Source organism: Aeromonas taiwanensis (assembly GCF_000820165.1).
GTDB lineage: Bacteria > Pseudomonadota > Gammaproteobacteria > Enterobacterales > Aeromonadaceae > Aeromonas > Aeromonas taiwanensis.
On sequence record NZ_CDDD01000037.1, the window covers coordinates 26,633 to 52,774 of the forward strand.

Here is a 26,142-nt window from a genome sequence, read left to right on the forward strand (position 1 = left end):
CACCATTGCTAATGACATGGCGCCGCAGTCTACTCTCCCGGGTCGAACCCTGGCACCAGATAGCACCTTTATGTCCTTTTGGCTCCTCTTTTCCCGTTTGCTCCGTCAATTTCTAGCGCGACCTCTGGCCCAGCCGCCGGCTGCCCAACAGAAAGGGAGCCATTGGCTCCCTTTCTTGCGTCGCACGGCGTGCCGCCTCGGCCCGGAATGGCCGACACCCGGCTCAGCCCTTGGTAACCACGGCGGTGGCCGCCGACTTGACCGGATCCTTCACCACCTTCTTCACGTCCTTGCCGGCCTCCTTGAGGCCATCGGTCTTGTCATCGATCGCCTTGGTGGTGTTCTTCTTCACCTCTTTCACTTCTTTCTTGGCATCCTTGGTCTTCTGATCCACCAGCTTGTCGGTATCACAGCGCCCCTTGACCCCCAGGGTTGCATTGAGGGCCTCGTTCTTGGCCGCCTTCTCGAGATTGCACTCGGCCTGGACGCCGGCAGACAACAATCCGAGGGAAAGACACAGTATCCATGCTCGCATGACAGCACCACTCTCTTTGGTTGAAAGGACAATCGTCAGCATATAACCCTGGCTGCCAAGTACAAGCACGATTTCGAACGACGCCCTTGCACCCTCCACACAGGGGGTGCGTCCGACAGTTCCTGACCCATTTGGTGGCAGCAAGGAGGCGGTGACGATCGATCCGCCCATCTCCCTGCCGTCATCAAACCATCATAAAAGTGTCACTTTGTCATATTTCTGTCATAGAGCGCTGCTGTAATGCGCCCGTCCAATTCAACGCAGCACGTCCCAAGAGGCCACATGCACAGCACCGCATCTTCCGCACCACTGCAGCCCCGCCGTACCGGCCCACTGTTCAACTGGCTGGCGGTGATCACGCTGATCTACCTGATCCTGGTCGCCGTTGGCGCCGTCTCCCACGGCTTCAAGGGCTTCTCCGGCGGCGCCGAGGGTGCGGCCCAGATCTTCGCCTTCGCAAACAACCCCTTCGTGGCCTTGCTGCTCGGGATCCTCGCCACCGCCCTGGTGCAATCCTCCAGCACCGTCACCTCGGTGATCGTCGGCCTGGTGGCTGGCGGCCTGCCCATGGGCATGGCCATCCCCATGGTGATGGGCGCCAACCTCGGCACCACCATCACCAACACCATCGTCTCCCTCGGCCATATCCGGGATCGGGGCGAGTTTCGCCGCGCCTTCGCCGCGGCCACGGTACACGACTTCTTCAACCTGCTGGCGGTCTTCATCTTCCTCCCTCTGGAGCTGATGTTCGGCCTGCTGCAAAAGAGCGCCGAGTGGCTGTCCGGCTTGCTGCTGGGCTCCGCCGACATGTCGATGAAGGGGATGGACTTCATGAAACCCCTCATCGAGCCGGCCATGAACGTCATCGACAGCGCCGTCGCCTTCCTGCCGGGCAAGGGGCCCGCCATTGCCACCATCGTCATCGGCATCCTGCTGATCCTCGGCTGTGTCACCACCCTCGGCAAGGTGCTGCAGCGGGTCATGGTAGGCCGCGCCAAGGAGCTGCTGCACAAGGCCCTGGGCCACGGCCCCCTGACCGGCATTGCCTCCGGCACCCTGGTCACCGTCATGGTGCAGTCCTCCTCCACCACCACCAGCCTGATGATCCCGCTGGCGGGGAGCGGCCTGTTCAGCACCCGTCAGCTCTACCCCTTCACCCTGGGGGCCAACATCGGCACCACCATCACCGCCCTGCTGGCCGCCACCGCCATCAGCGGCGCCGGTGCCCAGCTGGCGCTGACCATCGCCTTCGTCCACGTGCTGTTCAACCTGTTCGCCGTGACACTCATCTATGGCCTGCCCTTCCTGCGCGAGCTGCCCATCAAGGCCGCCGAGAACCTGGCCCGGGTCGGCAGCGAGAACAAGCTGCTTGCCCTGGGGTACGTGGCTGGGCTCTTCTTCGCCCTGCCCGCCCTGATGATGGTGGCCGCCAAGTAACGCCCACTGCCACCATGAGGGGGAGGATCTATCCTCCCCCTGTTCATTTGCCAGTCCGGTCACATCCTGCCCGCCCCGGCTCGCCCTGACGCCCCGGCTGGGATAAGATGCCGTTCTCGCTCTCACAAGGGAAATTCGATGAAATTCATTCTGATCGCGCTGCTGGTCGCCGGTGTCGCCTACTACTTCTTCACCAGCAGCAATAACAAGAAGCTGGCCGCGGAAAACGTGCGCATCGGCGCCCAGTTCCTCGCCGGCAATAAAGACAATCCGCTGGTGACCACCACCGCCTCCGGCCTGCAGTACGAGGTGCTCACCAAGGGCAACGGCACGGTTCACCCCACCGCCACCAGCAAGGTGAAGGTGCACTATGAAGGCAAGCTGCTGGACGGTACAGTGTTCGACAGCTCCGTCGCCCGTGGCGAGCCCATCGAGTTTGGCCTCAACCAGGTGATCCCGGGCTGGACCGAAGGGGTACAGCTGATGGTGGAAGGAGAGAAGACCCGCTTCTATATTCCCGCCAACCTGGCCTATGGCGATCGCGCCGCCGGCAAGATCCCGCCGGGCTCCGTCCTGATTTTCGACGTGGAGCTGCTGGGCATTCAGTAAGACCCCGCCCTCTCCTTTTCCCCAGGGCCGGCCACTGCGCCGGCCCTCTCGTTACCGCCCTCCTCCCCCATCACTATCTACCTATAGTGAACAGTGATTACACATCAGCATGGATTGTTAACCTCATGGCGTGAGCAGATAATGACCTCATCGTCAGCGGCACCTCGCCCTGACCCCGGTCTTTGGTACGCCGCGCGTACCTGCACACTGCATAGGGAGTCTCGTCATGGCTATCGCCCCCGTCTGGTTCATCTCTCACGGCGCCCCGGATCTGGTCTTGCGCGACCAGCCGGCCACCCAGTTTCTCAAGCGCCTGCGCCTCGAGGGCATCAAGGGGCTGGTGGTGTTCTCCGCCCACTGGTTCAGCCGCAGCGAGCTGCAGATCAACGTCGAACCCAGCCCGGCCCTGATGTACGACTTCTATGGCTTCCCCGAGCCGCTCTACCATATCCGCTGGCCTGCCAGCAGCCCCCAGTGGCTGCAGGAAGCGGTGAGCGATCAGTTGCTGCTGACCGGCATGCCCGCCACCCCGGTGCGCCGTGAGCTGGACCACGGCGTCTGGTCCCCCCTCTCCCTGATGGATCCTCACAGCGAGATCCCCCTGGTGCAGCTCTCCCTGCCGGCCAGCTTCAGCCCGGATCAGCTGTGGCGGCTGGGGGAAGCCCTGCGGGGCCTGCGCGAACAGGGGATCGGCATCCTCGCCTCCGGCGCCATGACCCACAACCTGCGCGCGCTCGGACCGGACGGCGCCCCGGTTCCCCAGTGGGCGAGCCAGTTCGCCCGCTGGATGGAACAGGCCATGAGCGAGGGGGACAAGGCGGCGCTGGAAGATTACCGCACCCGGGCCCCCGGGGCAGTGGAATCCCACCCCCACGACGATCACCTGCGGCCGCTGTTCGTGGCGCTGGGAGCGGCGGGGCAGGACAGGCCGGAAAAACTGCACGACAGCTGGGACTACGGCAGCCTCTACATGGGGGCCTACCGGTTCGGTTGAGCGGGTGGCACGGCCACGGCGCCCGGACGGCGGTCAATCCGCCCTCCGGGCCTCTTTTTATGGGAATACACGCCAAATAAGGGACTCGTTATAGTCGTTTTCCGGTAGAATGGCCGCCTTTGAACAAGACCTGGCAAGGATGGCTGTCACGTCGGATGGCATGATGAATCTCTTTCGAACACTGAGCCTGCTCTGCCTGCTGTGCCTGCAACCGGCCCTGGCCCTGACCCTTCACAGCCGTCACGCCGCCGAGATCCTCCCGCCCCGCTGGACCCAGGCCGAGCAGGCGTGGCTGCGACAGACCCCCCAACTGCGGGTCGGCATCCTGCGCCACGACTATCGCCCGTTCAGCATGATCCTCGCCCGGCAGCGTGTGGAGGGGCTCACCACCGACTATCTCGACGTGCTGGCCAGAACCCTGCAAAAACCCCTGGCGCTGCGCGCCTTCCCCGACAAGGAAAGCCTGCTCGATGCCCTGCGCCGCGGGCAGATCCACCTTGCCAGCGTTGGCAACCTCACGCTGGCGGACACCGATGCTGCCGGTATCCGGCTGAGCGTCCCCTATTTCAGCTCGCCTCTCGTCTTCTCGGCTCCCAAAGCCCGTCAGGGGCCCCTGTTCGCGCCGGGTCAGCGCGTAGCGGCAGTCCAGGGGCAGATCGACACGGCACGCTTCAAGCGCTACTACCCCACCCTCACCCTGGAGACCTACCCCTCCAACATGGAGGCCTTCGACGCCGTCTTCTTCGGCCGTCAGGACATCTTGCTGGGGGACGCCCATGCCATGCACTTCCTCAACAGCGAGCGCTTCGACTACCTGCGCCAGCGTGGGGAGGCCCCACCCGAGCTCGCGCCGGCAGATTTTCGCTTCGCGATGCAGGCCGGCGAGCCTGTGCTGGCAGCCCTGGTCGACAAGAGCCTGGAGGGGATCGACATCGGGATCCGCAATGCCATCTTCACCCAGTGGAACGGGCCCATTCGCGACATGAACGACAGGAATGGCGAGATCTATGACGCCGCCGAGCGGGCCTGGATGCGCCAGGCCCCCCCCGTCAAGGTGTGGCTGATGGACAATCTCTACCCCTATGGTGCCCTGGATCACGACGGCCAGCTGGTCGGCATGACGGTCGACATGCTGGCCAAGGTGAGCACACGCACCGGCCTCACCTTCGAGTTCGTGAGCGCAGACTCCGAGCGCCAGCTGGCAGAAGCCCTGCGGTCAGGCACCATCGATCTCATTGGTGCCATCTCCCAGCAGGTGGCCGAGCGCTACGGGCTGCTCACCTCCATTCCCTACGCCACCGACAACATCTATGTGATCCTCACTCGCCAGGACGAGCACACCATCGACTCCCTCCAGAGCCTGGCGGGCAGGACGGTGGCAATGACGCGCCACACCCCGCTCGCAGAGAGGCTCACTGGCAGCAAGATCACCCTGGTGGAGAGTGCCGCCCAGGCGATGGATGCGCTCGATTGGGGGCAACTGGACGCCGCCATCGTGCCGCTCTACTTCGCCCGTCACGCGCTGGAGAACGATCCCCGGGCCCGGCTGCGCATCGCCGGCCCCGCCGATGACGAGCCGATCCGGATGGGATTTGCCAGCCTGCCGGAGCACGGCATGCTGATGGGGATCCTCGACAAGACCCTGCTCGCCATTCCCCCCAACGAGCTGGCCATGCTGCGCTACGAGTGGCGCAACCGCAAACTGCCGGTGCCCGGCTTCATGGAGCGCCACGCCCACGTTTTCTACCTGGTGTTTGTCGTGCTGCTCTCCCTGGCGCTGGCGCTGCTCTACCGCAACCGCATGCTCAACCGCCTCGCCCACACCGAGCAGGCCTCCCGCCAGCAGCTGGAGGCCCATGTCCGCTTTATCCGGGCCCTGGGGGAGAGTCTGCCCCACCCCATCGTCGTGCGGGACAAGAGCGGCAAGGTGCTGCTGTGCAACAGCAAGTACCTGACCCAGCTCGGCGCAGAGCCGGACGCCGTCATGGGCCAGCCCTTCGCCCGGGGGCTGGAGGGGGTGCTTGATGCCCGCAGCATCGCCAGACTCGAACAAGACTTTGCCAAGGTGTTGCGGGAGGGGCAGCCCGTCTTTGCCGATCGCCTCTTCAACCGGCAGGGGGAGCAGACCGACATCTATCACTGGATGGTGCCCTACTTCGATGGCGACGGGATCATCAGCGGGGTGATCGATGGCTGGATAGACATCACGGACCGCAAGCGACTGGAGGAGGCGCTGCGCCAGGCCAAGCTCCAGGCCGACAGCGCCAGCCGCGCCAAGAGCGACTTCCTCGCCACCCTGAGCCACGAGATCCGCACCCCCATGAACGCCATTCTCGGCATGCTGGAGCTCGCCACCGAGGATCCCGCCCTCAGCCGCCGCAGCGGCGAGTGGCTGCGCATCGCCGCAGACTCCGCCAACGGCCTGCTGGATCTGCTCGGAGACAGCCTCGACATCGCCAGCATAGAGGCGGGCCAGATGACCCTGACACCGGTGCCGTGCGAGCTCACGCCGCTGCTGCAGTCGGTGACCCGGGTGTTCGCGGGCATGGCCGGGCAGAAGGGGCTGGCCTATGACGTCAGGCTGCCCGAGCGGCCCCTGCCGAGGGTGATGATCGACCCTCTTCGCCTGCGCCAGATCCTCTTCAACCTGATCGGCAACGCCATCAAGTTCACCGAGCAGGGCCAGGTGAGCATAGCGGCCACCCTGGCCGGTGCACAGGCCGAGCCCGTGCTGCACCTCGTCATCGCCGACACCGGGGCCGGCATTTCGCCGGACAAGCTGCCCCGGCTGTTCACCCCCTTCTACCGCGCACACACCCAGGGCCACATCCCGGGTAGCGGCCTGGGCCTCAACATCGCCCGCATCCTGTGCCAGATGATGGGGGGAGAGATCAGCGTCCACAGCCGGGTCGGCGAAGGCACCCGGCTCGAGATCAGCCTGCCCCTGACACTGGCGGAGCACGCCCCGCTGCCTGCCAGGGCAGCGATTCCGACTTCCCTGACGCCGCCGACCCGGCTGCGCATCCTGGTGGTGGATGACAACCACGCCAACCAGACCCTGCTGCGCCAGCAGCTCAAGCACCTGGGGCACGACGTCAGCGTGCGCGCCAACGGGCTGGAGGCCCTGCGCGCCCTCACCAGTCATCCCTTCGATCTCGTCATCACCGACTGCCAGATGCCGGTCATGGATGGCTTCGAGCTGACGCGCAACCTGCGTGCCCGTGGCCATGAGCTGCCCGTCTGGGGGTTCACCGCCCACGCCCAGCCCCGTGAGCGGGAGCTCTGCCTGGCCGCCGGCATGAACGACTGCCTGTTCAAGCCCATCGGCCTCGCCCGCCTGCGGGCGGCACTAGCCACCCTGGCTCATCGGCCCTGACTGGCCACCGGCTGATAGCCAGGGCGCATTGGCGCTGGCTATCAGCCCGGCAAGCGCCCAATAAAAAAGACAGCCCGTGGCTGTCTTTTTTATTGGCTGGCGCGTCCTCAGTAGAAGATCCGCTCCCCTCGCTCGCTCATCTTGAGCCACACCGGCTTGGTGCTGGTCTTGTTCCAGATACGGTGCAGGTAGCTGTAGAAACGGGCGCGATCGCTGCGAAACAGCATCACCGGGAAGGCGAGCAGACCCGCCATCAGCACGAAGATGCGGCGAAGGATTATCTGAGTCAGGGAGAAGGGATGAAACATGATATGACGCCTCACTGGTAAGACCACTGAACAAAGATTACGCCACAAATTGTAGGATTACTACACCCATGAGGCCATTTTTTTGGAAAAAAACGGTCTTAAAGCCAGAAAATGAAAATGGGTTACATTTTTTAACCAAAAAACAACAAGCGTGGCAAAACGCGGCGGCTGGACCAGAGTTAACGGAGGAAGCACAGACAGGGGGAATAGGATGAAACTCGCGGATGTGGCGATCCTGAGCGTACTGGGGCTGCTCGCCTGGTCACAATGGCAGGAGTGGCAGCTCAATCGCGAGGACGCCATCGACATCGCCTATCATGGCACGCCTTCCCCCAGCCTGTGGCAGTGCGCGCTGCTGACCCAGCGGATGACCGCCCTGACCGAACACGGCGGTGAGCTGGCGTTTCAGTTCCGGGGGGAGGCGCTGACCGACATGGAGCACTATCTGCGCAAGGAGTGGCAACGACAGGGATGCGAACAGCTCACCGGGTCGCAATGACAGTGGCGATACAGGGAAAAACCGCGTGAGTGATCGTCGGTGACGAGTGACAAAACAGGGAGAATATGGAGGCACGTTCCGGAGTCGAACCGGACTAAACGGATTTGCAATCCGCTGCATAACCGCTTTGCTAACGCGCCATGCTGACAAGGCCTGAGCCTTGAGAGTGATGTCCATGATTGGTGCCATGGAGTATTGGAGCGGGAAACGAGACTCGAACTCGCGACCCCGACCTTGGCAAGGTCGTGCTCTACCAACTGAGCTATTCCCGCATTACTGCTTTCGTGCCAGTTGCCTGACAACGAGGCGCATTATACGTACCCCGAGCCCGGGCACAACCCTTTTTTATGACTTTGTTCGCTTTTCAAAACTGTTTGCTCAGGCTTTAGACGTCTTGGTCGAAAATCCCCCCATTCCCTGTGACCCGACGAGCGAATTTCAGATAAAGCCATTGAAATAGTTAGCCTTTAGTCAGAAACTCATCGCGCTTAGTAACCGGATTCTCAATTGAAAATCACGCAATGAAATGGATCTTCAGGCCTCGTGGGCTCCGACCGCAGCTGATGCTGGCTTTCTTCATGTTGGGCCTGGTGCCCTTCCTGGTCGTCACCCTGTTTTTCCTCTATAGCCACGGCAAGGATCTCACCACCCAGACATCCAACCACCTGGTCTCGGTGCGCAATATCAAGAAGAGCCAGCTGGAAGATTACTTTGGCAACCTCAAAGAGCAGATCATCAACTTCTCCCAGCAGGATTTTGCCGGCAACAGTATCGGCCGCTTCTATGGCTTCACCGGCGCCTTCGAGAAGCTCGGCACCACGCCGCAGGAGGCCCGCGCCCGTGCCCAGGCCCGCTATGTGCCCGGCTCCTGGGACAAGCTGCAACAACCGGACAGTCAGGTCAACATCGAGCCCTCCATCAGTGCCCTCATCCTCGCGGACGAGATGTATGGCCGTGTCCACCAGCGTTTTCACCGCGGCTACGCCGACATGGTGCGCAAGTCCAACTACAGCGACATCTTCCTGGTCGACCTCAACGGCGACGTGGTCTATTCGGTCACCAAGCACGCCAACTTCGCCACCAACCTGCTCTCCGGCCCCTACCAGTCCAGCGGACTTGGCAACACCTTCGCCAAGATCAAGCGCCGGCTCGACGGTGGCCAGAAGCCGCAGCAGATCTTCGAGTTCACCGATTTTGGCCGCAACGAGCTGACCGGCCAGGTCGTCGCCTACCTGGCCGCCCCCGTGATGCAATACGACTACGTGCGCGGCGTGGTCATCTTCGAGCTGCTGCCGGACAAGCTGAACCAGATCATGGCGGAGCGGGAGGGGCTCGGGGAGACCGGCGAGACCATCCTCATCGGCCCGGACAAGCGGATGCGCGCCAACGCCTCCCTCGCCCCCGGCTTCAGCGTGGAGAACAGCTTCACCCCGGACTTCCGGCCGCTGCAGACGCCGCTCATCATCAAGGCCCTCTCCGGCGAGCAGGGGGTCGGGCAGTTTCTCTCCTACCACGAGGACGAGGTACTGGCCGCCTACACCCAGGTGAAGGTGTTCGATACCGAATGGGCCTTCATCGCCGAGATCTCCACCCGGGAAGCCTATGCCCCCATTCGCCAGCTCGAAGCCCTGGTGGTCCTGCTGGGTGCGGCCTCCCTGCTGCTGCTGACCCTCTTCTCCCGCTGGCTCTCCCACTCCATCACGGCGCCGTTGCGATCCCTCACCGCCGCCGCGGAGCAGGTGGCCGACGGCGCCCTGGATCACCCCATCGCCATCGATCGCACGGACGACGACATCGATCGGCTGGCCCAGGCATTTCGCCACATGCAGCGCTCGGTGAAGGAGAAGATCGAGCTCATCGAGCGCCAGACCCAGGAGCTGCAGCAGCAGGTCAAGCTGACCCACAAGCAGAACCTCAGCCTGCAGCAGGCGGACAAGCTCAAGGACGAACTGCTGGCCAACACCTCCCACGAGCTGCGCACCCCCATCCACGGCATCAAGGGCATGGCGGAGTCCATGCTCGCCAGCCAGCAGGATCTCACCGAGGGGCAGCAAAAGCAGCTCGGCCTCATCATCAAGAGCGCGGACGGCCTGGCACGCCTCGTGGACGATCTGCTGGACTACCACCAGATGCGCTACGGCCAGCTGGAGATCCACCCCCAGCCCGTCTCCTCCAAGGGAGTCATCCGGCTGGTGCTGGATCTCTGCCAGCACCTGGTGCAGGCCAAGCCCCTCACCCTGGTGGACATCAGCCCGGCCGAACTGCCGCCGGTGCTGGCGGACGAGCAGCGCCTCGAACAGGTGCTCTACAACCTGGTGGGCAACGCCATCAAGTACACCCCCCAGGGCAAGGTGGTGCTGAGCGCCCTGGTGGAGGGCAACTTCCTACGCATCAAGGTGACCGACACCGGCATCGGCATCGCCCGGGATCACCTGGAGCACATCTTCGAGCCTCTGGTTCAGATGAGCCCGGAGGTCAGCAAACAGGGGGCCGGCCTCGGCCTCTCCATCACCCGCCAGCTGGTGCATCTCATGGGGGGCGAGCTGTTCGTGGAGAGCGAACCGAGCGTCGGCTCCACCTTCGCCTTCACCCTGCCGCTCGCCAGCGGCAAGGCGGGCACCCTGACCCTGGACAGCCGCCAGATGGAGATCCAGCTGGTGCGCCAGCAGCCCCTCACCCTGCCGGACTGGGAAAGCGAGGATCTGCCGCCCCCGCCACGCGGCGCCCCCCTCATCCTGGTGGTGGACGACGAACCCATCAACCTGCACATACTGCGCCACCTGCTGCAACCCTGCGGCTACCGCATCCTGCCGAGCAGCGACGGCCACGACGCCCTCGCCAAGCTGGCCCAGGAGCCGGTCGATCTCATCCTGCTGGACGTGATGATGCCGACCCTCTCCGGCTTCGACGTCTGCCGCCGGCTGCGCCAGCAGCACCCCAAGGAGACGCTGCCGGTGCTGCTGCTCACCGCCCTCAACCAGCCCAAGGATATCGAGGAGGGTTTCAACGCCGGGGCCAACGACTACCTGGTGAAACCCTTCTGCAAGGAGGAGCTGTTTGCCCGGGTCAGGGCCCTGCTGGAGGCGAGCGCCGGTCGCGCCTCCCTGGTGGAGAACCGATTACTCAAGCAGGAGATAGAGCACCGCCTGATGTTGCAGGAGCAGTTACATCAGGATCAGGAGCGGCTGCTGGCCCTGCTCGGGGAAGGGGCCGACCCCATGGTCTTCATCGACGGCCAGGGCGTGGTGCTGTTCGCTTCCCGGGCGCTGGCGCGCCTGCTGGGTCAGGAACCGGAAGCCATGGAGGGGCAGCCCCTGGACGAGTGGCTGGCCAGCCCGCTGGCCCAGCAGTGGCCCGACATGACGGCGCGCCCGGAGCAGGATCTGGACTTCCTGGTGGCGGGTCAGAAGGATGGCCTCAATGCGCGCGCCCTGCCCATCAACCTGGCCGGGCAACACGCCTTTGCGCTGACCCTCAGCACCGAGCAGCGCCAGGACGACAACCGGGTGATGGCGCTGGAGAACGCCCTCAAGAGCCTGTCACGCCAAGCCATCATCGAGGATGGTCAACTGCTCGGGGAGTTGAGCCGGCTGGGGGGAGAGTTCAGATCGCTCGCGGACAACCTCATCCGCCAGCAGGATGACGAGCCCCTGCGCCGGGCCCTGGTGGATACCATGCGGCTCACCCTGGACACCTGGCAGCAGAGCACCGGCAAGGGCAAGATAGTGCTGGCGGAGAAGAGCAAGCTGTGGCGCGTCTACATGGACAGGTCCAGCCCCCAGACCCGCACCCTCGACAAGTACCTGAGCCTGGATACCCTGCCCAAGGCCCCGCGCTGGAAGACGGTGGTGGCCAGCGCGGAGTACGTCCTCAGGCAGTGCCCCCTGAGCGAGGCACAGCAGCAGAGTCTGCACCAGAGCACCCAGCGGCTGCGCCAGCTCGCGAGCCGCAAGGGCTGAATGGCAGGCGCCCTGATGCTCTCAGGGCGCGGTCATCAGGGGGTCTGACACAGGGCGGGATCGAACACGCTCTTCCAGTCCTGCTTCATGTCCACCAGGGTCCAACCATATTTGGTCGCCTCCGTCAGCCCCTTGACCAGGGTGCCGCTGCTCGGGGGATGGCCGTCATAGGCATACTCCCGTTTCGCGTCCGTGTGATGCACGATGAGGCCGAAGGTCTTGAAGCCGGGCTGGGTGGAGGTGTATTGCAGCATGGGCACATCGCCGTCGCTGTTGCCAAAGGCCCCCACCGGCCGCTGCCCCATGAAGAGGTGAATGGCGGCGGGCTTGGCGGCCTCGTCGTCGAAGTAGGCCCCCTTCATCGTCTTGGTGATGGCTGAGCCATCCGCCGTCAAGGCATAGTCGGACAGCGCGAAGGAGCCGATGACCTGCTCCGGCGGGATGCCGTACATCTCTTGCGCGAACACCCGCATGAAGTCGATGCCGCCACCGGACACTATCCAGGTCTTGAAGCCGTTCGCCCGCAGATACTCCAGCAACTGCCTCATGGGCAGGTAGCCCAGCTTGTCATAGCCACAGCCAAAGCGGGGATGCTTGCTCGTGTCCAGCCAGTGGCGCACCCGCTGCGCATAGTCGTCCGTGCTCATGCCGCTGTGCGTCAACGCCACCAGCTTGGTCAGTCCCGGTTTCTCCGCCTTGACCAGCCCGGCCAGATCGTCGGCCAGGACCAGCTTGACGATGGGATCGTCTTTCCACTCCGGGTGTGCGGGGGCGAGTCGCTTGATCTCGTCGAGGGCGAATTGCAGCTGGAACGTCAATGGGGCCTCCGGCCAGAGGGTCCCGTCGTTGTCAAAGACCACATAGCGTTTGCTGACCGGGATAAAGGTCTTGGAGCCTTCCGTCGTGGCGCCCTTGACCCAGGCCTCGATCGCCTTCTTGGGCGCCGTGTCTTGCCAGGCGGCCAGGGGGTTGGCCGCGCCTTGTTCGCTGGCGCCCGCACAGGTGCTCACGAGCAGGGCAACAAGCAGAGGGTTGAGTTTCATCTAATTCTCCTTGTGTGAGGGCGTCAGGTCCGGCAACGGGACGGGACGCCAGAATCGGGCAACCGCGAGGCGGGCAAACTGCCAGCCACGCAGCAGCGAATGACGGGCGAAGAAGCCCGCCACCGCCAGGATGGCCAGGCCTCCCAGCATAGACAGGTAGCGCCAGAGGTGAGAGGTGGTGCCGGCCCGCAGTTCGGCCTCTCGACCGGCCGCACGCGGCCCCTGTATCTCGTAGTCGGCCCCCGGCAGCTCGGCCGACTGCCAGCGCTGCGCCGAGGTATCCCACCACCTCAGGGTCAAGGGCGGCAGCACCAGCTTGCCCTGCCGGGTGGGCAGATAGCGCAGGCGCTCCTCCCGCTGGCCACCGCCAAAGTCGCCACGCCCCGAATCCAGCAGGCTGTTAACGGGGGGCAGTCGCTGGCTGTCCTGACCAGGAATGGCATACAGCAGTTGCGGGATCTGGGACGGCACGACCCCTTCGGCCTTGACCGTCACCTGCCGCTCAATGGCATCCCCCACATGCAGCGCGTCCCCCTCCCCGCTGCGGTAGAGCACCAGCTTCTGGCTCAGGGTCAGGGCGCTGGCCGGCAGGAAGCGGTCCGGTTGTTTGACGTCTTGGGGCCAGGCCACGGGTCGCTCGACGGCGGGCAGGGAGACGGTGTGGGGTGCTTGCCCCGCCGATGAGAGGGTCACCTCCAGCGCCGGCAGGCTCAGCGTGCCGGGATCCCAGGCGGAGACCAGCCTCTCCATCCGCACGCCGCTCCAGCTCTTGCCATCCTGCTGACGCGTCAACAGCTGGTTCGGCAGGGGCGTGGTCAGCAGGGCGCCGTTTCTCACCACCTGGGCTGGCCATTCGGGTGGCGGGTTGAACCAGGAGTCGGTCCAGAAGGTGACGGCGACGCGCACCGGTTGGCCCGGCACCAGCCGCTCTGGCGCCACCAGCTCCCGGCTGATGTCCATGGCGCCATATCCTGATAGGCTGACGAGCAGCAGCAACAAACAGAGCGGTTTCACTGTGCCTCCGGGGTGTCGGCCTGGTAGAGGTTGCGCAGCAGCCCGGAGGGGGAGAGCTGCAGATTGTCATACCATTGGTTCGCCTGGGGGGTGGCGCCGCCCACCGCCCCGAGATCCTGCTGATCCACCCCCTGCCCCTTCTTCAGGTCATGCTTGATCTCATCGGGATCGTAATCCGCCTCCTCCCCCTGGGAGGCTTCGCGATCCCGCTCTTGCTTGCGCAGCGCCATGATGATCCCGGCAATCCTGGCGCGGTTGTCCAGCGCCATGTCCCAGCCGGGGCGCAGGCTCAGCGCCTGATCATAGGCGTCGATGGCCTGTTGCCAGGATTTTTGCCGGGCATAGCTGTTGGCCAGCCACACTAGGGTCTCCGGTGTGGCCGGGGCCTGACGAAACGCCGCGGCCGCCGCCACAAACTGTTCGGCATGGTAGTGGGCAATGCCTCGCCTCAGCGGATCCTGGAAGTGCTCGGCGGCCTGCTCGTAATCCTGCCGGTCAAAGGCGCGCTGCCCCTGCTGATCCGGTGTCGCCCACCAGTCCAGCCAGGCCGCCTCGACATGGCCCCCATAGAGCCCGAGCGAGCCCGCCAGCAAGGTCACGCACAAGAGTTGCCTGCGCCAGAACAGCAGCAACCCCAGCATGGGGATCACCAGCAGGTAGCCGCTGTCTTTCCACCGCAAGTCTTCACGGGCATTGTTCTGGGCCTGCACCGCCCGCTCGATGTTGGCCGAGACGGCCGCCAGATCCCCGTCATCTATGGTGGCCAGGGTGACCGGTATGCCGTCCCGCTTCAGCGAACCAAACTCATCGACGTTCAGCCGGGTGTCTATCCCGCGCTCGGCATACTTGGCCGGCAGCGTGCCCCCCCGCTCCGTGCCCACCACCCAGACCTGTACCGGCAGCGGGGAGTCCCTCAGCGCGGCCGCTTCGTCCGGGGCCAGGGTGTCGGCCACCACCAGGATGCTGCGCGCCGCATCCGGGGCCGTCGGCAGATTCTCCCGCGCCAGCGCCAGGGCCTTGACCAGGGCCGAGCCCTGCCCCTGCGGCATGATGGCCGGGCTCTGGGCCTCCAGGAAGAGGGAGAAGAAGTCGGGGTCCAGCGTCAGGGGGGTGGTCAAATGCGCCGTGCTGTCATAGACGATGAGCCCGAACCCCGTTCCGGGCGTGCCCTGCACCAGTGACATCAGCTTGTGTTGCATGCGCTGATGACGGCTGGGCGCCAGATCTTGCGCATACATGCCGAGGTTCTGCTGCAGCAGCACCATGACGCTCCCCTGCGGGGAGAGCGCGGCCGGGATCTCCCGTTGCCAGGTCGGCCCGGAAAGCGCCAGCACGCCGGTGGCAAAGAGCCAGGGCAGCAGCTGCATCAGGGGGCGGGACTTGCCCACCAGCAGCGCCTCGGCCACCGGCTTGTCCATCAGCTGATACCAGGCGCTGGGCGGACGGCGCACAACAAACCAGAGCGCGAGGCACAGCGGCAACCCCAGCAGGTGCCATGGGTGGAGGAAATGGAAGTCACTCATGGGTCGCTGACTCCTTGCGGTAATCCAGCAGGGTGAACGCCAGCAACAGCAGCAGGGCCAGGCCGAGCGGCCAGGGATACAGCGGCTGGTGCCAGGACCAGCCCAGCGTCTTGACCTCTACCGGGGTCAGGGCGTCTATTTCCTTCCAGACCTCATCGAGGGCCGCGCCGCTGCGGGCGGCCTGCCAGCTCCGGCCGCCGGTGGTGTCCGCGATCTCCTTGAGCAGGTCCAGATCCACCTTGTCGTCACCACTGGTGTTCTCGTCGCCGAAGGCGATGGTGTGGATCTGAACCCGGTGATCCGCCGCCAACCTGGCCGCCAGCGCGGGGGGCAGCTGGGAGGCCGTGTCATTGCCATCGGTAAGCAGAATGGCCAGCTTGCTGCTCTCCCCGTGCAGGGCGGTATCCAGCATCTTGACCGCGACGCCGATGGCATCGCCGATCGCCGTCTGCTCGCCGATCATGCCGGAGGAGAGCTGGGTGATGCGGGCCTGCAGTGCCTGCTTGTCCTCGCTCAGGGGGGCAAAGGGGTAGGCACTGCTGGAGAAGATCACCAGTCCGATGCGATCCTGTTTGCGGGCTGCCACGAACCTGGCCACGGAGGCCTGCATCGCCGCGAGACGGGTCTCTCCCCCGGGCAGATCATTCTTTCCCATGGAGCCCGACACATCGAGGATGAGCACCATGTCTCTCATCGGTTTTACTATGTGCTGGGGCGGTGTCAGGGATTCGGGCCTCGCCAGCGCGCACACCAGGAGCAGCCAGACCGTCCAGAACCACAGCTGCTGCCAGCGGCTGGCTTGCGGTGGGCTCTCCTTGAGGTTCAGGGTCTCGATCAGATGGGGCAGGAACGGAACCCTCACATAGTCTGCCTGCGGCCTGACCTGGGGCAGCAGGAAGCGGCCGAGGAGCGGCAGGAAGAGGAGCAGCCATGCCCAGGGCCAGGCGAAATCGAAGCGGGATAACCAGTCAGACATGAGGCAGGCTCTCCAGCCAGGCGGCGATTTGCCTGGCCAAACGGGCGTTCTGGGCAGGGGTCAGTTCACTGTCAGGGCGGCAGTAGCGCTCGCACAACAGGTGCCGGGAGGCCTCGTCGACGGGGACTCCGGCCAGGATCTCGGCCGGGGAGATGGCCCGGGCGACCTCGGCGCGAGGGTGATGGACCAGACGGATGCGCTTGATCATCGCCAGCCAGCCGTCGACGTCCCTCAGGGTCGCCATCATGGCGCCGGCCTCGCGGCGCCAGCGGTTGCGCCGCCAGCGGGCAAGGCGGGACAGGGCCATCACGCACAGGGCCAGCAGCAGCAAGGCTCCCAGCCATCGCCAGCCAAACGCCAGCGGCCACCAGGAGACACGCTCTGGCAGGGATGGATCCAGCAGTGCCGGTACGGAAAACCCTTTCTCGAGCATCAGCCCCCCTCTATGTTCCCTTTCATGTTCCCTTTTGCAGCTGCCGCACCAGATCCTGGCTGGTCACTATGTTGCGCACCCTGGCCCCCAGTCGGGTCAGCCGCGCCTCCTGATCCGCCAGACGCCTGCCGATGGCATGCTGGATATCGTCCCTCATCTGCGGCGACAGGGCGACGGTGGCATCGCTGCCCTGATAGCGGGCGCACAGCGCACCCCGGGTCGGCAGCCGCAGATGGAGGTCGTCATAGACCACGAAGGCCGTGATCTCGCAGCGACGCCTGAGCCCTGCCAGCAGGGCATCACAGCGGGCATCCATGTCATGAAAATCGCTGATGATCCCGAGCCAGGCGCCTGGCGGGACCAGCGACTGGATCTGTTGCAGCACGCGGGCCAGATCCACCTCCGGGCGCGGCTCCTGGGGATAGGCCGCCGGCAGCGCCTGATTGAAGCGGCAGAGATCCTCGATGACGCGGCCCAGATTCTGCTTGGGTGAGCGGCAGGGATGCACCGCCAGTTCTTCGTCATTGAACACCAGGGCCCCGAGCCGATCGCTGTCGTGCCAGCTGCGCCAGGCATAGAGCCCGGCGATCATGGCCGCCGCCGCCGACTTGCTGTGGCCACGGGTGGTGAAGTACATGTCGAGACGCTGATCGATCAGCAGGAAGACGGGGCGTTCGCGCTCCTCGTTATAGAGCCGTATCCAGGGGGTGCGCAGGCGGGCGGTGGCCTGCCAGTCGATGAGACGGACATCGTCCCCCGCCTGGTAGCGCCGCAAGCCTTCGAAGTTGAGTCCCCGCCCCTGCTGGCGCGAGACACGCTCCCCCGCAAGGGCCCCCTTGGCGATCCGCTCCGGATCGTTTCGGAGCAGCCTGGCCTCCCCCGCCAGCGCCATCAGATCGGCGCGATCGATGCAAAGTCCCGTGGCCATCAGGCGACCACGGTATCGAGCAGGGTCTGGATGGCGTCGTCCGCCGAGAAGCCGTCCGCATTGGCCTGATAGCTCATCATCAGGCGATGACGCAAGACGGCGTGGGCGACGTCCTTGATGTCCTGTGGCAGGACAGCGTCGCGACCCGCCAGCCAGGCATTGGCCCGCCCGCAACGCTCGAGGGCCAGGGTGGCGCGAGGGCTGACCCCGAGGCTGATGTAGCTCGCCAGTTCGTCGCTCACCCCCTGCGGGTGGCGGGTCATCCCCACCAGATTGACGATGTAGGCCTCGACGGTCGGGGCGACGTGCACCTGGGCTATCTCCTGCCAGCAGCTCAGCACCTCCTCCTGGGTGATCCGCAGATCCGGGGCCGTGGCAGCCTCTTCTCCCCGATCGCTCCGGGCATATTTCTGCCGCTGCTCTTCACGGACCAGTTGCATGACCTGCTGCTCGTGGGCCTTCGAGGGGTAGTCCACCAGCACCTTCATCAGGAAGCGGTCCAGCTGCGCCTCCGGCAGTGGCCAGGTCCCCTCCTGATCCACCGGGTTCTGGGTCGCCAGCACCATGAAGAGGCCGGGCAGTGGCCAGCTCTTCCCCGCCACGGTCACGTGGCGCTCCTCCATGGCCTCCAGCAGGGCCGACTGCACCCGTGCCGATGCCCGGTTGATCTCGTCCGCCAGAATGATGTTGCCAAACACAGGGCCGGGCCTGAAGCGAAACTGTTCCTGCTCCGAACTCGCATGCTGCTGATAGATCTCGCTGCCGGTGATGTCAGATGGCAGCAGATCCGGTGTGAACTGGATTCGGCTGTAGTCCCCGTCGATATGGCGGGAGAGCGCTCGCACCGCCCGGGTCTTGGCGAGCCCGGGCAGCCCTTCCAGCAGCACGTGACCATCGCACAACAGGCCGATGACGAGCATCCTGACCAGATTCTCCTGCCCCAGCACCTGTTCGTTCATGCGCTGCTCGAGCTGCAGCAGCCTCTCCCTGTTGCTCATGCCTTATCTCCTGCCGGTTGCCCCTGCAAAATGGTGACTATGCCCACCACTATGGGCTGGGCGTAGTCGAAAAAGGCCTTGATGCCGGGGCAGAGGTAGTTCAGTCCCAGCTCCCCATCCGGGGTGCGTACAATCCGGTTCTTCGGGCACTCCCCCCAGCACAGCTTGAGATAGGGGCAGGCCCGGCAATAGGCGGGAAGGGTATCCCGCTTGCCAAACCCGAAGGCCTGCTGACGCTCGGAGAAGGCCATGTGGGACAGCGGAGTGTCGTCGATGTTGCCCAGCCGGTACTCCGGATAGACGTAGTGATCGCAGGAATAGATGTCCCCGTTCTTCTCGATGGCCAGTCCCTTGCCGCAAAACTCCGAGGTCACGCAGATCTGGGCGGGCATGCCCATGGTCTGGGCCACCGCCGTCTCGAACAGGTTGACCTGCACCCGGCCGAGATCGTTGTTGACCCACTCCTCGAACACCGCGATCAAAAACTGGCCCCAGTCATCCGGGTCCACCGACCAGTCCGTCACGATGGAGTCCAGATCCCCCGGCTTGGCGCGGCGGCTACCGGTTACGGGAATGGTGTCATCGTGCCAGAACTGCGGCGCCGTCCTGGTGAAATCCACGGGCTCGACACAGGGGTTGAACTGGATGTAGGTGGCCCCCAGCTCCCGGGTTAGGAAGCGATACACCTCGAGGGGGAAGCGGGCATTGGTCCGGTTGACGGTTACCAGGGCATTGAAGGGCACCCCGTGTCGCTTGAGGGCGGCCACCCCTTCCATCACCTTGTCGAAGGTGGGCTTGCCGCTGCGGGTCACCCGATATCTGTCATGCAGTTCGCGCGGCCCGTCGATGGAGAGCCCCACGAGGAAATGGTGTTCTTTCAGGAAGGCGGCCCATTTGTCATCGATCAGAATGCCGTTGGTCTGCAGATCGTTCTCGATCCGCTGGCCTGCCTTTTGATACTGCTTTTGTAACTTGACGATTTTCTGGAAGAAATCCAGCCCCATCAGGGTTGGTTCGCCCCCTTGCCAGGAGAAGACAACCTGCTCGCCATCCTGGCTGTCGATGTACTGGCGAATGTAGTTCTCCAGCACCTCGTCACTCATGTGAGTGTGACGCTCCTGATGGAGCAGCCCCTCTTTGTGCAGGTAGAAACAGTAGGTGCAATCGATGTTGCAGGTGGAACCCGTCGGCTTGGCCATCACATGAAAGCGGCGAACCCAGGCTGGCCCCTTGCCGGCATATTTTTCTGCGGATGCCAGCGCCTTGATGGGCATGGTGGTGCTGTGTTTCATCGTTACCCCTGAAAGCGGGTGAGGCCAGGGCCTCACCCGTACACGCCGAGAATCAGTTGCTCTTCGCACCCTGCTCGATCAGGGCGCTCACGTCGGATATCGTGAAGCTACCCGGTTTCTGCCGTGGCGGGAACTCCTGGAAGCTGTTGATCATGTCGGTGGCATACTTCTGCGCGCCGCCAAGCAGGAAGAGACGATCATAGAACCAGGTGTTGTAACCCATCCCATCACTGCCCTTCTCAAGCGGGTCGACCTCCAGATCGAAGATCATCGGGGTACGCAGCTTGGTGAAGGGGTATTGCCACAACGCCAGACCGGTATGCTCCTGGATCATGAAGTGAGCCTTCCAGCGGCCGTAGCGCATGGCCAGCAGATCGCCATCATCACTCCAGTAGAAGAACTCCTGGCGCTGACTCGGTGACTTGCCCTGCAGATAGTCGAGCTGGTTGTAGCCGTCCAGGTGGACCTTGTAGGTCATTGCCGAGGTCTTGTAGCCCTTGAGCAACTTCTCCTTGATCTCGGGTTCGCCGGCGGCGGCAATCAGGGTCGGGAACCAGTCATTGCTGCCGAAGATATCGTTCAGCACAGTGCCTGGCTGGATATGGCCTGGCCACTTGACCATGGCAGGCACGCGGAAGCCCCCTTCCCAGCCGGTGTTTTTCTCGCCGCGGAAGGGCGTGAAACCGGCGTCCGGCCAGGTCGCGGTCATGGGGCCGTTGTCCGTGGTATAGACGACGATGGTGTTGTCCTCGATCCCCAGGTCTTTGATCTTCTTCATCACCTCGCCAATGATGGCGTCGTGCTCCACCATGCCGTCGGCATAATCGCCGAGACCCGTCTTGCCCTGGTGATCAGGCTTGATGTGGGTCTTGTTGTGCATGCGGGTGGTGTTGAACCAGGTGAAGAAGGGCTTCTTGGCCTTGACCTGACGCTCCATGAAGTCGTTGTTGGCCGCCAGCGTCTCCTCGTCCACCGTGGTCATCCGCTTGACAGTGAGTGGACCCGTATCCTCAATCTTGCCATCCGCGGTGCTCTTGATGACGCCGCGCGGGCCGAACTGCTTGCGGAAGGCGGGATCTTTCGGATAGTCCGGGTTTTCCGGCTCCTCTTCCGCGTTCAGGTGATAGAGGTTGCCGAAGAACTCGTCGAAGCCGTGGGCGGTCGGCAGGAATTCATCCCTGTCACCCAGGTGGTTCTTGCCGAACTGCCCCGTGGCATAACCCAGCTGCTTGAGTACGTTGGCGATGGTGGGGTCCTCTTTCTGGAGACCCTGAGGTGCACCCGGCATCCCCACCTTGCTCATGCCGGTACGGAACGGCATCTGGCCGGTAATAAAGGAAGAACGACCCGCGGTAGAGCTCTGCTCTGCATAATAGGAGGTGAATTTGGCGCCTTCTGCGGCGATCTTGTCGATATTGGGCGTTTTGTAACCCATCATGCCCTGGTTGTAGGTACTGAGGTTCCAATAGCCGATATCATCGCCAAAGATAACAACAATGTTGGGCTTGCCTTTATCCTGTTCGGCGGCCGTCGTGGCTGCCTGTACCGCAGAGGTTGCGGTGGCGCCAAAGGCCAGCGTCAGCATGCTGGCTATCAACGTCCGTTTAGATGGAATGTTATTCAGCATTGCAATGACTCCATTTCCGGTGGGTGGGATTCAAATGCAATGATAACTAAATAAGTTAAGATGGAAACGGTCAAGCCTTAACCACACCTGAACCATAATTATATTGTTTCCATCGCAATAAAAATGCATCAAGCCCCTTTGGATCCGCAGCTGTCATCCATGACTACCCGAGCGCCCGCTCACGCTACCTGGCAACGCCTTCCCGCTTCTCCACCATAAAGTCCATCAGCGCCCGGATCTTGGCCGGCATCTGGGCCCGCGACGGCACATAGAGATAAAACCCCGGGAAGGGGGGGCACCAGGGGGCGAGCACCCGCACCAGTGAGCCATCACTCAGGTGTTGGCGCACCCGCAGATCCAGGTGTTTGACCAGGCCAACCCCCTGCAGGGCCGCCTGCAGCATGCTGTCGTCGTCGTTGAACACGGCGTTGCCCTTGGGATCGACGATCTGGGTGTGCTGCTCCTCATCGGGGGAGGTGAACGACCAGCGGTCGATGGTGTTGCTGGAGGTAAAGCGGTAGGCCAGGCAGTTGTGCCGGGTGAGATCGCCCGGGATCTGCGGCGTGCCATGCTGCCTGAAATAGTCGGGTGAGCCGACAATCGCCATGGTCAAAGGGGGAGTGATGGGCACCGCCACCACGTGTTCATCCAGATTCTCCCCCAGGCGGATGCCGGCATCCATCCCGTCGGCGATGATGTTGGAAAACCCGTCCGCCATCACCAGCCGCAGCTTGGGATGGCGCGCCAGAAACTCCCCCATGTGCGGTTCGATCAGCAACCTGGCGGCGATGCGCGAGCTGTTGATGCGAATAAGGCCCGAGGGCTCAATGGATTGTGGCGGGCAATAGAAGCCACACCAGGATGGATCCCTGTGAGCAAAGAAGAACGGGGGAGATTTGCGTTTCTTAAAACAGGAGTATGAGCCAAAGTATGGGCTGGCATAGGCTTCAAATGACAAGCCCGCGACGGACGCGGGCTTGAAGGGAATAAATGGCGGAGAGACAGGGATTCGAACCCTGGGTGGCATTGCTGCCACAATTGATTTCGAGTCAATCCCGTTCGGCCACTCCGGCATCTCTCCACGGGCCCTCATATTGACTCAACCCAAGCCGGGAAATCAACGTAAATCTCGTTGTAGATCAGACAACTGGCGATAAAATCGCCACCCTTCCACACCTTGCGCCCCTCCCCTGCTCACGCCAACCACATGGCAAACATGATCCGCTGTGTCAGTAGCGGTCACTGGGCAGGGAGCCATGACGCGGCTTCCCATGGGCCGTCATTCCCGGCAACACGGGTTCTTAGCTGCAACGCTGATGCAAACTGCCACCACCCCACCCGGCAGACCCGGGTGCGAGGCTGGTAATCCCCGGACGATTGGTTGACAATCCCAGCTCATTTTTTGGGAAGGAGGGCTTCCCTCACCCACAGTCGATAGGAAGAACCATGTTCAATACACGTATCGTCTCACTGCTGCTGGCCGCCGTCAGCCTCTGGGCCGCGCCGGCCTGGTCCAAAACCTATCCCCTGCCGCCCGCCGACAGCCGGCTCATCGGCGAGCTGGAAGATTACATAATCCAGCCGGGCGATCATCTGGAACTGGTGGGCAAATACACCCAGATCGGTTTTCTGGCCCTGCTCGAGGCCAACCCCGGCGTCGACCCCTATCTGCCCAAACCGGGCACCCGGCTGACCCTGCCGACCCAGATGCTGCTGCCCGACGTGCCGCGGGAAGGCATCGTCATCAACCTGCCAGAGCTGCGCCTCTACTATTTCCCCAAGGGCAAAAACGAGGTGATGGTGCTGCCCATCGGCATCGGGGACATCGGGCGCGAGACGCCGGAGATGACCACCACCGTCATCGCGAAGAATCCCAACCCGACCTGGGTGCCCGGCCCCATGGTGCGCAAATCCTGGCTGGAGCAGAAGGGGATCGATTTGCCCGCCGTGGTACCGCCCGGCCCGGACAACCCCCTCGGCAAGTTCGCCATGCGCCTGGGCTATGGCAACAGGGATTACCTCATTCACGGCACCAACAAGGACTTCGGGGTTGGCCTGCGGGTCAGCGCCGGTTGCATCCGGCTGCGCCCGGATGACATCGAGATGCTGTTCGGCCTGGTGCCGGTCGGCACGCCGGTGCGGGTGATCAACCAGCCGGTCAAGATGGCAGTGGAGCCCGATGGACGCCGCTGGCTGGAGGTGCACTCCCCTCTCTCCCGTACCGAGGACGAACTCGAAAATGGCGCCCCCCTGATCCTGCCACCGGCCGTCGAGCAGTTTATCAGCGCGCCCGAGGTTACCCAGGCCGATGTCACCGCCGCACTGGACAGCAAGAATGGACTACCCCGCCCTATCAGCGGCTAAGTACCGGAGTCATCATCACTCATGAGATACCTGCTTCTTCTGTTTATCCTGGCAAGCCCGCTGACGTGGGCCAAGGACATCCTCTGGATGCGCAACGGCGATCGCCTGACGGGTACCATAGAGGAGATCACTCCAGAGTCGGTGCGCATTGCCCTGCCCTACAGCCAGGCAGTAACGGTCAAACGGGAAGCAGTCAAACGCTGGCGACTGGAAAAGCAGGACAAGCCCAAGGCTACGGCCAAGGGGGGAATATCGCTGTTTCAGGCTGATGGGGACGAGGGCAACGCCTGGCTCTGGACCGGCAATGGCGACCTGAACATCAAGCTCAAGAAGAATGAAACCCGCACCAACGACATCAACATCAAGGGCAAGACGGAGGTCGCCAATCTCGACTGGCGTTACAGCCTGTCAGGGGAATACAACTACGAAACCGCCAATGGCGAGACCGACAGCCACGACTATACCGTCAACCCGACCCTGGACTATTTCTTCAACGATCACTGGTTTGTTCGCAACTCTCTCAATGCCGAATACAACATGCTCGATGAAAACTATCTCCAGCTCGATTTCAGCTCCGGTCCCGGTTACCGCTTCTGGAATGACAAGCGCAGGCGACTGGAACTGATTGCCCAAGCAGGTGTCCAGCGCGCCTATTTTCGCGATGGCGGCTGGGCAGGATTGCTTCTGTTTGATTCGCGCATCATCAGCTACCCCATCGGCAGTCTGAGTTGGGATTATCGCCAGCCATTCTCGCTCTGGCGGCAGCAGTTCGAGCTGTTCAGCAAGGGCAGTTATCTGAAATACCTGTCACAGCAGTCCCCCTATCTCACCCTGGATCAGGACATCAATGGCAGCCTAGGGCTACGCTACTACTTCAACGACAACGTTCGCCTCTCCTGGTCGAGCGAACTCGACTGGCAAGATGGGGAGTTCCATTTTGAGGGGGCAGGGCAGAGTCTCAAGGAGAGCGAGGTCCGCCATCTGATCAGCCTGGGTGCCAGTTTTTGAACCAGTGACCAGTCACATGCAAAGGGGAGTCATAGCGGCTCCTCTTTTTCATTAATAGGCGTGATGTTCTCTAGGGTCAGATGCAAGGTTCAATCGCGGCATGCAGTGCTGCCTCACCAGCTCACAACCTTATCAAAAGAAAACCGGTTAGCTGCGACAGCACCGGTTTTATGAGTCAGATCCAGCTGCGCATCCGTTTGTCCTGGGGGCTGGCCATCTGTGCCGGATACAAAAACGGGCCCGCGACAGCGAGCCCGTTCAACCATCAACAGTGAAGGCGTGATCAGAAATAGATGCGGGTCACCGACTCGATGACGCACCCCGGACGACGGATCCCCTCGATCTCGATCTTGATCTCCTTGAGCAGCTCGATCCCGCCCTTGATGGGGGTGACCCGGGACAGCTTGGTGCGGGCCCGGATATTGCTGTCCACCTTGATGGGATAGGGGAAGCGTACCTGCTCCAGCCCGAAGTTCACTACCATGCGGGCAGTGGGAAACTCTGGCGTCGTCTCATCCACCGAGCCGGTAAGCTGCGGCAGCAGGGCCAGGGTCAGGAAGCCGTGGGCGATGGTGGTCTTGAAGGGGGACTCGGCCGCCGCGCGCTCGGGATCGGTGTGGATCCACTGGTGATCCCCGGTCACGGTGGCGAACTGGTTGATCAGCGCCTGAGTCACCTGCAGCCACTCGCCGACATGGGTCTCTTCCCCGAGCCGATTCTGCAGCTCGGCATAGAGTGCGGCGGCCTCCCCGTCGAGCTCGACGACAGGATCCTGCGTCATGGCCGGCTGGCCGTTGGCCACCTGCGCCACTCTGGCGCTCTCCTGCTGCTGGGCGTTCTGGGACTCCCCTTGCAGATCCAGCACTCGCCCCAGCAAGGGGTGAAGGTGTGCCTTTTGCTGAAACTCACGCCAGTAGTCGCGGATAGCCGGGGAGAGCCAATCCTTGAGCTCGAAGGGGTGCTGCGCCAGAATTTCGCGCTTGTGCTTCAGAAAATCGACAACTTTCATGTACCGATCCCTATTCGATTAACAGCCTGTGAAGAGGTCTAACCAGTCCCATTTTATGAAAGTTTCAGCAGTAAGTACAAAAAAATCTCGGCGTACAACTGTACCGAGGGCGGGAGTGGTCACTAACATGCTGGAAAAATCAGGTGGGAAAACGATTGAAACGAGGGCTGCAAGCGGGAATAAATCAGTCCGGAAAAAGAGAACCGGGGC

General features: G+C 63.2%; 21 protein-coding genes and 3 tRNA genes. 8 read left to right on the plus strand and 16 right to left on the minus strand.

The features are described 5' to 3' along the window. Nucleotides 1-223 precede the first annotated feature (223 nt). Nucleotides 224-535 carry a hypothetical protein gene (locus BN1136_RS06485; protein ID WP_043758978.1) on the minus strand — a complete coding sequence of 104 codons (312 nt, stop codon included), beginning with the start codon at nt 533-535 and terminating at the stop codon, nt 224-226. A 282-nt stretch (nt 536-817) separates the two neighbouring features. On the opposite strand from BN1136_RS06485, the gene BN1136_RS06490 reads away from it, so the two are divergent. From BN1136_RS06490 to BN1136_RS06505, 4 genes are all read left to right on the plus strand, one after another. Further along, nucleotides 818-1,972, plus strand: a complete 1,155-nt coding sequence (locus BN1136_RS06490; protein WP_043758976.1) for a Na/Pi symporter — start codon at nt 818-820, stop codon at nt 1,970-1,972. A gap of 138 nt (nt 1,973-2,110) precedes the next feature. Further along, complete coding sequence (locus BN1136_RS06495) at nt 2,111-2,581, plus strand: BamJ family beta-barrel-assembly machinery protein (RefSeq protein ID WP_043758975.1); 471 nt, start codon at nt 2,111-2,113, stop codon at nt 2,579-2,581. Nucleotides 2,582-2,807: 226 nt separating this feature from the next. Continuing rightward, nucleotides 2,808-3,575 (plus strand): DODA-type extradiol aromatic ring-opening family dioxygenase, encoded by a 768-nt coding sequence (locus BN1136_RS06500; RefSeq protein WP_043758973.1) that lies wholly within the window; start codon nt 2,808-2,810, stop codon nt 3,573-3,575. 163 nt (nt 3,576-3,738) lie between these two features. After that, nucleotides 3,739-6,951: a response regulator gene (locus tag BN1136_RS06505; protein WP_043759039.1), complete on the plus strand. Its 3,213-nt coding sequence runs from the start codon at nt 3,739-3,741 to the stop codon at nt 6,949-6,951. Between the two features lie 107 nt (nt 6,952-7,058). Here BN1136_RS06505 and BN1136_RS06510 read toward each other — a convergent pair whose 3' ends face one another. Then, nucleotides 7,059-7,259 (minus strand): YbfA family protein, encoded by a 201-nt coding sequence (locus BN1136_RS06510; RefSeq protein WP_043758971.1) that lies wholly within the window; start codon nt 7,257-7,259, stop codon nt 7,059-7,061. A 211-nt stretch (nt 7,260-7,470) separates the two neighbouring features. Between BN1136_RS06510 and BN1136_RS06515 the strand changes: the two genes are divergently transcribed. Then, nucleotides 7,471-7,758: a hypothetical protein gene (locus BN1136_RS06515; RefSeq protein WP_043758970.1), complete on the plus strand. Its 288-nt coding sequence runs from the start codon at nt 7,471-7,473 to the stop codon at nt 7,756-7,758. Between the two features lie 66 nt (nt 7,759-7,824). Here the strand turns inward: BN1136_RS06515 and BN1136_RS06520 are convergent. Together BN1136_RS06520 and BN1136_RS06525 are read right to left on the minus strand one after the other, a co-directional pair. Beyond that, nucleotides 7,825-7,898: transfer RNA gene (locus BN1136_RS06520), tRNA-Cys, on the minus strand. Between the two features lie 56 nt (nt 7,899-7,954). Beyond that, a tRNA-Gly gene (locus tag BN1136_RS06525) sits at nt 7,955-8,030 on the minus strand. Between the two features lie 249 nt (nt 8,031-8,279). Between BN1136_RS06525 and BN1136_RS06530 the strand changes: the two genes are divergently transcribed. After that, the gene (locus BN1136_RS06530) at nt 8,280-11,717 is read left to right on the plus strand and encodes a hybrid sensor histidine kinase/response regulator (RefSeq protein WP_043758968.1); all 3,438 of its coding nucleotides are present in this window, start codon (nt 8,280-8,282) and stop codon (nt 11,715-11,717) included. Nucleotides 11,718-11,752: 35 nt separating this feature from the next. On the opposite strand, the gene BN1136_RS06535 is transcribed toward BN1136_RS06530, so the two are convergent. The 11 genes from BN1136_RS06535 to BN1136_RS06585 form a co-directional block, all read right to left on the minus strand. Next, nucleotides 11,753-12,760: an HAD family hydrolase gene (locus BN1136_RS06535; RefSeq protein WP_043758966.1), complete on the minus strand. Its 1,008-nt coding sequence runs from the start codon at nt 12,758-12,760 to the stop codon at nt 11,753-11,755. Then, nucleotides 12,761-13,774 carry a BatD family protein gene (locus BN1136_RS06540; RefSeq protein WP_197068426.1) on the minus strand — a complete coding sequence of 338 codons (1,014 nt, stop codon included), beginning with the start codon at nt 13,772-13,774 and terminating at the stop codon, nt 12,761-12,763. After that, a complete protein-coding gene (locus BN1136_RS06545) occupies nt 13,771-15,297 on the minus strand; it encodes a VWA domain-containing protein (RefSeq protein WP_043758963.1) in 1,527 nt (508 codons plus the stop codon). The genes BN1136_RS06540 and BN1136_RS06545 overlap by 4 nt, the downstream gene beginning before the upstream one ends. Next, nucleotides 15,290-16,273, minus strand: coding sequence for a VWA domain-containing protein (locus BN1136_RS06550; protein ID WP_043758960.1), 984 nt, complete (start codon nt 16,271-16,273; stop codon nt 15,290-15,292). The genes BN1136_RS06545 and BN1136_RS06550 overlap by 8 nt, the downstream gene beginning before the upstream one ends. After that, a complete protein-coding gene (locus BN1136_RS06555; protein WP_043758959.1) occupies nt 16,266-16,706 on the minus strand; it encodes a DUF4381 family protein in 441 nt (146 codons plus the stop codon). Before BN1136_RS06555 ends, BN1136_RS06550 begins: the two co-directional genes overlap by 8 nt. Before the next feature lie 22 nt (nt 16,707-16,728). Then, nucleotides 16,729-17,634 carry a DUF58 domain-containing protein gene (locus tag BN1136_RS06560; protein ID WP_043758957.1) on the minus strand — a complete coding sequence of 302 codons (906 nt, stop codon included), beginning with the start codon at nt 17,632-17,634 and terminating at the stop codon, nt 16,729-16,731. Then, a complete protein-coding gene (locus BN1136_RS06565; RefSeq protein WP_043758955.1) occupies nt 17,634-18,632 on the minus strand; it encodes an AAA family ATPase in 999 nt (332 codons plus the stop codon). Before BN1136_RS06565 ends, BN1136_RS06560 begins: the two co-directional genes overlap by 1 nt. After that, on the minus strand, nt 18,629-19,924 hold the full coding sequence (locus BN1136_RS06570; protein WP_043758953.1) for an anaerobic sulfatase maturase: 1,296 nt from the start codon (nt 19,922-19,924) through the stop codon (nt 18,629-18,631). The genes BN1136_RS06565 and BN1136_RS06570 overlap by 4 nt, the downstream gene beginning before the upstream one ends. A gap of 52 nt (nt 19,925-19,976) precedes the next feature. Further along, nucleotides 19,977-21,551: an arylsulfatase gene (locus BN1136_RS06575; protein WP_043758952.1), complete on the minus strand. Its 1,575-nt coding sequence runs from the start codon at nt 21,549-21,551 to the stop codon at nt 19,977-19,979. Nucleotides 21,552-21,735: 184 nt separating this feature from the next. Further along, nucleotides 21,736-22,578 carry a LysR substrate-binding domain-containing protein gene (locus tag BN1136_RS06580; protein ID WP_081843648.1) on the minus strand — a complete coding sequence of 281 codons (843 nt, stop codon included), beginning with the start codon at nt 22,576-22,578 and terminating at the stop codon, nt 21,736-21,738. Next, nucleotides 22,543-22,632 (minus strand) — tRNA-Ser (locus BN1136_RS06585). The genes BN1136_RS06580 and BN1136_RS06585 overlap by 36 nt, the downstream gene beginning before the upstream one ends. A 365-nt stretch (nt 22,633-22,997) precedes the next feature. On the opposite strand from BN1136_RS06585, the gene BN1136_RS06590 reads away from it, so the two are divergent. Together BN1136_RS06590 and BN1136_RS06595 are read left to right on the plus strand one after the other, a co-directional pair. Next, a complete protein-coding gene (locus BN1136_RS06590; protein ID WP_043758950.1) occupies nt 22,998-23,915 on the plus strand; it encodes a L,D-transpeptidase family protein in 918 nt (305 codons plus the stop codon). A 21-nt stretch (nt 23,916-23,936) separates the two neighbouring features. Beyond that, nucleotides 23,937-24,923, plus strand: a complete 987-nt coding sequence (locus BN1136_RS06595; protein ID WP_043758948.1) for a DUF481 domain-containing protein — start codon at nt 23,937-23,939, stop codon at nt 24,921-24,923. A 283-nt stretch (nt 24,924-25,206) separates the two neighbouring features. Here the strand turns inward: BN1136_RS06595 and BN1136_RS06600 are convergent, their stop codons facing one another. Then, a complete protein-coding gene (locus tag BN1136_RS06600) occupies nt 25,207-25,932 on the minus strand; it encodes a MaoC family dehydratase (protein WP_043758946.1) in 726 nt (241 codons plus the stop codon). Nucleotides 25,933-26,142: the final 210 nt, after the last annotated feature.